The following is a 6497-nucleotide window of genomic DNA, read 5'->3' as shown; positions in this document are numbered from 1 at the left end:
CTTTGTCTTTCCGGGGCGGGCCGGGCAGTCAAGGGTGGCCGCAGGCCATCGCGAAGCGACGCGAACGAAGAGAGCGCCCTTGACGGCCCGGCCCGACACGGAAGGACACTGGACTGACGGGACGCCCCCGGACTCCCTCTGACACCGGGTGCGGGGCTCCGGCGGCCGGGGGGAGTCCGGCCCGCCCGGGGCGCACGGGGGGAGAGAAGCCCGGCCGCCCGGGGGCCGCCACTGGGGCGGAGCCCCAGCCGTCAGGTGCCGAGCCAGGCCCGGCACCACCGCCCCGGCTACCCGGCGGGGCAGTCCCGCGCAGCCGAACCGGCCCGGAAGCCGCGGCTCCGGGGCCGGCAGGCAGGTGCCGCGCAGGCCTCGGAGCCGGGGCGTTCGGCCGCGGCTTCGGCAGGCGACAGCGGCAGGCGGCAGGCGACAGGCGGCAGGCCGCACCCGGCACCCGACAGGCGGCAGGCGACAGGCGACAGGCGGCAGGCGGTGGGCGGCGGCCGGGGACGGCCGGCGGCCCGGGCAGCGCCACGGGAAGGGGCCGAGCCCCCGGCAGCGGTACGGGAAACAGCCGGGCTCCCGGGCCCCCGGGCCGCAGGAGGCACCCGGCACCCCCCAGACGGCAGGCAGCAGGCCCCCCCCCCAGGCGGCGGCACGGAGAACGTCGGGCCCCGGCAGCGGCAGGGGGAAGGGCCGCCCCAGGCAGCGCCCCCGGAAAGAGCCGAGCCCCCGGGCCGCAGGCGGCACCCGGCACCCCCAGACGGCAGGCAGCAGGCCCCCCGGGCAGCAGCACGGAGAACGGCCGGGCTCCCCGCACGGCGGTACGGGGAAGGGACGAGCCCCCAGGCCGTAGGCTCCCCGGCCGCAGGCGGCACCCGGCACCCCCAGACGGCAGGCAGCAGGCCCCCCGGGCAGCAGCACGGAGAACGGCCGGGCCCCCCGGGCAGCAGCACGGAGAACGGCCAAGCCTCCCGCGGCAGCACGGGGAACGGCCAAGCCCCCCGGCAGCAGCACGGAGAACGGCCAAGCCCCCCGCAGCAGCACGCGGAACGGCCAAGCCCCCCCGGCACCCGCACGCGAACACCCGAGCCCCCCGGGCAGCGGCACGGGAAAGGGCCGGGGTCGCCCGGGTGGCGGTACGGGGAAGGGCGGGAGTCGCCCCGGTGGCGGTGGAGCGAAAAGGTTCCGGCAGGTGGGACGGGGGTCCTGTCCTCGGGGGCGGGAAGATACGGTGAGAACACCATGAGCGCTTCGCAGACCTCCGACGTCCCCACCCTCCTCGTCAAGATCTTCGGCAAGGACCGTCCCGGGATCACCGCCGGGCTGTTCGACACCCTCGCCGCCTACTCCGTCGACGTGGTCGACATCGAGCAGGTCGTCACCCGCGGCCGCATCGTCCTGTGCGCCCTCGTCACCAAGCCCGCCGCCGGCACCGAAGGCGAGCTGCGGGCCACCGTCCACAGCTGGGCCGAGTCGCTCAAGATGCAGGCCGAGATCCTCTCCGGCACCGGTGACAACCGGCCCCGCGGCAGCGGCCGTTCCCATGTCACGGTGCTCGGGCACCCGCTCACCGCCGAGTCCACCGCCGCCATCGCCGCCCGGATCACCGCCACCGGGGGCAACATCGACCGTATCTTCCGGCTCGCCAAGTACCCGGTGACGGCGGTCGAGTTCGCCGTCTCCGGCTGCGAGACCGAGCCCCTGCGCACCGCCCTGGCCACCGCCGCCGCACACATCGGCGTCGACGTGGCCGTGGTCTCGGCCGGTCTGCACCGCCGGGCGCAGCGGCTGGTGGTCATGGACGTGGACTCGACCCTGATCCAGGACGAGGTCATCGAGCTGTTCGCCGCCCACGCGGGCTGCGAGGCCGAGGTCGCCGAGGTGACCGAGCGGGCCATGCGCGGCGAGCTGGACTTCGAGCAGTCGCTGCACGCCCGGGTCTCGCTGCTGGCCGGGCTCGACGCCTCGGTCGTGGACAAGGTGCGGGCCGAGGTACGGCTCACCCCGGGTGCCCGGACCCTCATCCGCACCCTCAAGCAGCTCGGCTACCAGGTCGGCGTCGTCTCCGGCGGGTTCACGCAGGTGACGGACGATCTGCAGGAGCGGCTGGGGCTGGACTTCGCCTCCGCCAACACCCTGGAGATCGTCGACGGGAAGCTGACCGGCCGGGTCACCGGCGAGATCGTGGACCGGGCCGGCAAGGCCCGGCTGCTGCGCCGGTTCGCCGAGGAGGCGGGGGTGCCGCTGTCGCAGACGGTGGCCATCGGCGACGGCGCCAATGACCTGGACATGCTGAACGCGGCCGGGCTGGGCGTGGCCTTCAACGCGAAGCCGGTGGTCCGTGAGGCCGCGCACACCGCCGTGAACGTGCCGTTCCTGGACGCGGTGCTCTATCTGCTCGGCGTCACCCGCGAAGAGGTCGAGGCCGCCGGTCTGACCGCCTAGCCGGAAGGGCGGGGACACGGGGACGGGCCCCGGCGCCATGTGCGCCGGGGCCCGTCCCCGTGCGTGCGGGCTGCGTCCCCGTGTGTGCGCGGGCCGCGCCCGTCAGTGCTCCTTGGGGGTCCAGTAGTCCAGCAGGGTGCCGACACCCTGCTCCAGGGACTTCCAGGAGCCGGTGAAGGAGACGACGGCGAACGCCGCGGTGGGGAACCCCGTACGGCTCATACGGGCCAGGGTGTCTCCCTCGGCGCGGCCGGAGAGGGCGTCGGCGAGGGCGTGCATGCCCGGGTTGTGGCCGATGACGAGGAGGTTCTCGACCTCGTCGGGCGTCTCGTTGAGCAGGGCGATGAGCTCGCCCGGCGAGGCTTCGTACAGCCGCTCCTCGTACGAGGTCTTCGGCCGGTGCGGCAGCTCCTGGACGGCGAGCTTCCAGGTCTCGCGGGTGCGGGTGGCGGTGGAGCAGAGGGCCAGGTCGAAGGTGATGCCGGTTTCGGCCAGCTTCAGACCGACGGCCGGTGCGTCCTGGCGGCCTCGCTCCGCCAGCGGGCGGTCGTGGTCGGACACCTGGGGCCAGTCGGCCTTGGCGTGCCGGAGGAGGACGATCCTGCGGGGTGTGTCGGCGCTCATGGCTCCCAGCTTTGCATGAAACCGGCCACGGAGCGCAGGGTGTTGGAGGCTTGCCACCCTCCGCGGGATCAGCTGACGGCGCGCAGCAGCTGTGCGGCGGTGTGGACCAGCGGGGAGCCCTCGCCGGTGGCGGCGCTCGCCTCGCCGGAGCCGGCGAGGAGCAGCAGGAGGAGGACGAAGGCGAGCACGGGCAGGGCCAGCGCCCACCAGTGCAGCCGGGCGTCGGCGCCGGCCGGCAGGCGGGCTGCGGTGACGCGGGGAGCGGGGGTGTGCATGGGGGCCGACATGGCCGCCTCCGTGGGTGTGCGGGTGGACTGGCTCGCTTGCCTCGAATCTATGGTCCGAAGCCGCGGCCCCCATCCGGGGCGCACCCCAGTTCACCCTGAGCCTGACCCCCTAGGGGTGGGTGGGGATACCCCTACCCCGGCACGGGCCCTGCCCGGTCACCCCCGCCGCGGGCCCGCTGCCCCGGCGGGCCAGGCTCGCTCTTCCCCGCCACGGGCCCCGCCGGGTCACGGGGAGGCGATGCTCGCGATGACGGAGATGATCACGGTCACGACGAGCATCGCGCCGAGCACGAGGCCGAGCTTCTTGTGGCTGTTCTGGGGGTTCGGTTCGAGTACAGGCGACATGCCGTTCAGTCTCCCATGCCGCATTCGTCCTCGATGGTGCGGTCCCGTCCGGCCAGGACGCCGAGGGCGATCTGCGGCAGGAGCAGGCCTGCCATCAGGGTCAGGGGCAGGTCCCAGCCGCCGCTGTGCTGGTAGAGGGCGCCGATGACGAGCGGTCCGGGGATGGAGATGAGGTACCCGACGCTCTGGGCGAAGGCGGACAGCTTGACGACACCGGCCGGGGACTTGGCGCGCAGCCCGATCATCGTGATGACGAGCGGGAAGGCGCAGTTGGAGACGCCGAGCAGCAGGGCCCAGGCCCAGGCGCCGGCGGCGGGGGCGAAGTGCAGTCCGCTGTAGCCGACGAGGCCGAAGACGCCGAGGGTGGCGGCGATGGCGCCCTGGTTCTTCATCCGGCCGGCCAGGTTGGGGATGACGAAGGCGAGGGGGACGCCCATGACCATGGTGACGGCGAGGAGCACGCCGGCGGTGCCGGCGGAGACCCCGGCGTCGCGGAAGATCTGCGGGAGCCAGCCCATGGTGATGTACGCGCCGGTGGCCTGGAGGCCGAAGTAGCAGGCCAAAGCCCAGGCGGTGCGACTGCGGACGACCCGCGGGCCCGCGTCGGCCCGCCCGCCCCGGCTCTGCGCGGGGACGGAAGCGGTACCCGAAGAAGCGGTACCCGAAGCAGCGGCAGCCGAAGCAGAGGCCGGCGCAGACGCGGCCGCGGAGGAGGCCCGCTGCTCCCGGCGGACGGCCGCGGCGACGGGCAGCCAGGGCAGTACGGCGGCCACCGCGAGCACGGCCCACACGAGCAGGCCCGTACGCCAACTGCCGCCCAGGGCCGCGGTCATCGGCACGGTCGCGGCAGCGGCGAGCGAGGTGCCGACGGCCAGGGCCATCGAGTAGAGGCCGGTCATGGTGCCCACGCGGTCGGGGAACCAGCGCTTGACGATCACCGGGAGCAGCACGTTGGTCAGGGCTATGCCCGCCAGGGACAGGGCGCTGGCGGCGAGGAACCCGGCGGCGCCCCGGGTGAAGGGCCGCAGGAGCAGGCCGGCGGCGACGGCACCCATGCCCGCGCAGACGACGGCGGCGGGACCGAAGCGGCGGGAGAGCCGGGGCGCGGTGACGCCGAAGACGGCGAAGCAGAGGGCGGGGACGGAGGTGATGAGTCCGGCGACGGTGCCGCTCATGCCGAGTCCGGTGCGCACCTCCTCGAAGAGGGCGCCGAGGCTGGTGATGGCGGGCCGCAGGTTGAGGGCGGCGAGCACGATGCCGACGATGAGGACCGGGCCGAGCCAGCCGGGCTGCGGGGCGGTCGCGGGGGTGGCCCCGGAGGGCGGGGTGTGCGCGGCCGGGGGCCGGTTCAGGGTCGGCGTGCGGGTTTCTTCGTCAGACATTCAACCATCATAGAATCATGGGATGATTGGTTGTCCACCCTCGCGGTGGCCGACTCCCGGAGAGGACCTCGCCCGTATGCCCCTGACCTCGCCCCGGCGCTCCGCTCTCGTCGACCAGGTGATCGCCCAGCTCAGGAACCAGATCACCTCCGGCGAATGGCCGGTCGGCAGCCGCATCCCGACCGAGCCCGAGCTGGTGGAGCTGCTGGGGGTGGCCCGCAACACCGTGCGAGAGGCCGTCCGGGCCCTCGCGCACAACGGCCTCCTGGACATCCGGCAGGGGTCGGGTACGTACGTGCTCGCCACCAGCGAACTGGCCGGGGTGATGCACCGCCGCTTCGCCGGGGCCGATCCCCGGCACATCGCGGAGCTGCGGTCGACGCTGGAGTCCTCGGCGGCCCGGCTGGCGGCCGAGCGCCGCACGGCGCGGGACCTGGGGCAGCTGGACGCGCTGCTGGCCCGGCGCGAGGAGGCCTGGGCGAGCGGGGACGCCGAGCTGTTCGTGGCGGCGGACGTGGCGCTGCACATGGCGGTGGTGGCGGCCTCGCACAACGAGGTGCTCATCGAGCTGTACGCGGACCTCGGGGACCTGGTGGCGGACTGGCTGCGCTCGGACGTGGGCACGGAGCTGGATCCGGCCGCCCATCTGGACCACGCCCGGCTGATCGAGGCGATCCGGCGCGGGGACGGTGACGCGGCCGCCTCGGAGGCGGCGGGCTACCCCTTCGCCTGCCTCGGCAAGTGACTCCGGTGCCCGACGTGAGGGCAGGTCACGGGCGCTGGTGGCTGACCCAGGCCGAGCGGACCTCCTTCCAGCAGCGGCTGGTGAGCTCGATCCGGCCGGCCGGTCCCACGGCGAGCGCGGCGCCGTCCCCGTCGAGGTCCCACCAGCGGTCGCACTCCACGTGCAGACGGACCAGGTCGGTCTCCGGATAGCCGTTGTGGCAGTACGCCGTGACCTGCGAGCCCTGGATCTCGGTGTCGCAGTCCGCACCGAACAGCTCCCGGTCGGTGGGTGCTGCGGGCCGTACGGGTGGTTCCACGGGGATCTCGTCCAGGTCCACCACCGCCGGGGCCACCGCCTCCGGGCCGGGCGCCGAGTCGTTCTCCTCGGGCTGCGCGACCGCTCCCGGGACCAGCAGCCCGGTCAGGACCACGGAGGTGACCAGGAGCGATACCGCCCGGCTCGGTCTCGTACGCACTCCCGTACCTCCTCCCCGCAGGAGCCGGGAAGATCCCGACTTGGTTAGTTTGCAGGCATCTGTCCCTGTTTTCGACTCGGGAAGATCCGGTCAGGCGCCGAAAATCTGATCGAGTCCGTGGGGCCGGGCCCCTCTCCGGGCGTGAAAACGGCGGCGGCCGCGCCTCCCGGGAAGGGTGGCATGGATGGTGGCCCAGGCGTCCTTGGCGTAGT

The 6497-nt window shown here is 74.1% G+C and carries 7 protein-coding genes; 2 read left to right on the top strand and 5 right to left on the bottom strand.

Translation table 11 applies throughout. The features are described 5' to 3' along the window. Positions 1-1242: 1242 nt before the first annotated feature. A complete protein-coding gene (gene serB / locus ABZ128_RS35280; RefSeq protein WP_356853971.1) occupies positions 1243-2445 on the top strand; it encodes a phosphoserine phosphatase SerB in 1203 nt (400 codons plus the stop codon). A gap of 102 nt (positions 2446-2547) precedes the next feature. On the opposite strand, the gene ABZ128_RS35275 is transcribed toward serB, so the two are convergent. From ABZ128_RS35275 to ABZ128_RS35260, 4 genes are all read right to left on the bottom strand, one after another. Continuing rightward, entirely contained in the window at positions 2548-3069 is a 522-nt protein-coding gene (locus tag ABZ128_RS35275; protein ID WP_356853970.1) for a histidine phosphatase family protein, read from the bottom strand. A 68-nt stretch (positions 3070-3137) separates the two neighbouring features. Further along, a complete protein-coding gene (locus ABZ128_RS35270; RefSeq protein ID WP_356853968.1) occupies positions 3138-3356 on the bottom strand; it encodes a hypothetical protein in 219 nt (72 codons plus the stop codon). A 225-nt stretch (positions 3357-3581) separates the two neighbouring features. After that, positions 3582-3701, bottom strand: coding sequence for an SGM_5486 family transporter-associated protein (locus tag ABZ128_RS35265; protein WP_356853966.1), 120 nt, complete (start codon positions 3699-3701; stop codon positions 3582-3584). A gap of 5 nt (positions 3702-3706) precedes the next feature. Next, positions 3707-5083 carry an MFS transporter gene (locus ABZ128_RS35260; RefSeq protein WP_356853965.1) on the bottom strand — a complete coding sequence of 459 codons (1377 nt, stop codon included), beginning with the start codon at positions 5081-5083 and terminating at the stop codon, positions 3707-3709. A gap of 76 nt (positions 5084-5159) precedes the next feature. On the opposite strand from ABZ128_RS35260, the gene ABZ128_RS35255 reads away from it, so the two are divergent. After that, the gene (locus ABZ128_RS35255; RefSeq protein ID WP_356853964.1) at positions 5160-5828 is read left to right on the top strand and encodes a FadR/GntR family transcriptional regulator; all 669 of its coding nucleotides are present in this window, start codon (positions 5160-5162) and stop codon (positions 5826-5828) included. 25 nt (positions 5829-5853) lie between these two features. On the opposite strand, the gene ABZ128_RS35250 is transcribed toward ABZ128_RS35255, so the two are convergent. Further along, positions 5854-6147 (bottom strand): hypothetical protein, encoded by a 294-nt coding sequence (locus tag ABZ128_RS35250; RefSeq protein WP_356853972.1) that lies wholly within the window; start codon positions 6145-6147, stop codon positions 5854-5856. Between the last annotated feature and the right edge of the window lie 350 nt (positions 6148-6497).

Source organism: Streptomyces sp. NPDC006326 (genome assembly GCF_040612915.1).
Classification (GTDB): Bacteria; Actinomycetota; Actinomycetes; order Streptomycetales; family Streptomycetaceae; genus Streptomyces.
The sequence above is the reverse complement of the archived record's forward strand: the minus strand, read 5'-3'. Positions and strand labels throughout refer to the sequence as shown.